Here is a 1,766-nt window from a genome sequence, read left to right as displayed (position 1 = left end):
GAACATGGTATCGGCGGCGGCAATACGCACGGCCGGGTCCTTGGCGCCAAGCGTCAGCGTGCCCAACGCATCGCGGATGACGCGGCGCAGCGTGTTGTTGACCTTGATCTTGGTGATGTCGTCCTTGGCGGCCTCGCCCGATGCCTCGCCGCTCAACGGGTTGGAAAGCTGGACGCTTTCGCCCGCTTCCTTGCCGGCAAACACCAGGGAATCGGCCTTGCGGACATAAAGGTTGCCGTCGGCGAGTGCCGCAAGCGGCCGTTCCACAGCCGGATCGCCGGTGGCCGCCAGTTCGTGGACGACGGCTCCGACCTCCGAAAAACCCTTGGCCGTCGCGAATTTGGCGATGATGCCGCGCAGATCGGCTTCGCTTGCGCCCGATGACGACAGCGTCGCCAGCAGGAACAACAGCGTCAGACCAATGGCGCGAAACAGGTTCATCGGCTCCAGGTGACCTTTGAAGAAGGTTGAATTGGGCGTCCGGACGGCGGAGGAAGCCGTCCGGACGCGCGCGGTCATGGGCATGGACCAAAGAGGTCCAGCCCGAGGGCATGGACCTGAAGGTCCAGCCCGGGGAGGATCAGTTTGTGCCCTTGCCGCCGCACTTGCCGGTGGCGACATTGAAGTTGCCGCAGGACAGAGGCGCGCGCCAATCGGAGATCAGGTCTTTGGAGTCAGGCAGATAGTCGGACCATTCGTCTCCCATCACCAAGCCAGGTGTGCGCGACACGGTTTCGAACTGGCCGTCGGCCTGGATTTCACCGATCAGCACCGGCTTGGTGATGTGGTGGTTCGGCATCATCGTCGAATAGCCGCCGGTCAGGTTCGGCACCGAGACACCGATCATGGCGTCGATGACCTTGTCCGGATCGGTGGTGCCGGCCTTCTCGACCGCCTTCACCCACATGTTGAAGCCGATATAGTGGGCTTCCATCGGGTCGTTGGTGGTGCGCTTGTCGTTCTTGATGAACTTGTGCCAGTCGGCTATGAACTTCTTGTTTTCGGGCGTGTCGACGCTCTCAAAGTAATTCCAGGCGGCGAGATGGCCAACCAGCGGCGCGGTGTCGAGACCGGCAAGCTCTTCCTCGCCGACCGAGAATGCCATGACCGGGATGTCCTCGGCCTTGATGCCCTGGTTGCCGAGTTCCTTGTAGAACGGCACGTTGGCGTCGCCGTTGACGGTCGAGACGACGGCGGTCTTCTTGCCGGCCGAACCGAACTTCTTGATCGCCGAAACCTCGGTCTGCCAGTCGGAGAAGCCGAACGGCGTGTAATTGACCATGATGTCTTCCGCCGCCACGCCCTTTGCCTTCAGATAGGCTTCGAGGATCTTGTTGGTGGTGCGCGGATAGACGTAGTCGGTGCCTTCCAGCACCCAGCGCTTCACCGAACCGCCATCCTCGCTCATGAGATAGTCGACGGCCGGGATGGCCTGCTGGTTCGGCGCCGCACCCGTGTAGAACACGTTGCGCTCGCTCTCCTCGCCCTCATACTGGACGGGATAGAACAGGATGTTGTCGAGTTCGGAGAACACCGGCAGAACCGACTTGCGCGACACCGAGGTCCAGCAGCCGAACACCGCCGCGACCTTGTCCTTGGAGATGAGCTCGCGCGCCTTTTCGGCAAACAGCGGCAAGTTGGAAGCCGGATCGACGCCCACCGCCTCGAGCTTCTTGCCGAGCAGGCCGCCCTTGGCGTTCTGCTCGTCGATGAGCATCAGCATGGCGTCCTTCAGCGTCGTCTCCGAAATCGCCATGGTCCCCGAC

1 protein-coding gene and 1 pseudogene are annotated in these 1,766 nt (G+C 62.2%); both read right to left on the bottom strand.

Features of this window, described 5'->3' with window-relative positions:
• Window positions 1–441: pseudogene (locus EN935_RS34340) on the bottom strand (urea ABC transporter permease subunit UrtB); the annotation flags it as partial.
• A gap of 139 nt (window positions 442–580) precedes the next feature.
• Window positions 581–1,766, bottom strand: a 1,186-nt coding sequence (gene urtA / locus EN935_RS34335; RefSeq protein WP_127374147.1) for an urea ABC transporter substrate-binding protein, incomplete at its 5' end; no start/stop codon positions are given.

This window comes from Mesorhizobium sp. M7D.F.Ca.US.004.03.1.1, assembly GCF_003998635.1.
GTDB lineage: Bacteria > Pseudomonadota > Alphaproteobacteria > Rhizobiales > Rhizobiaceae > Mesorhizobium > Mesorhizobium loti.
This window is presented reverse-complemented; position numbering and strand designations above follow the sequence as displayed.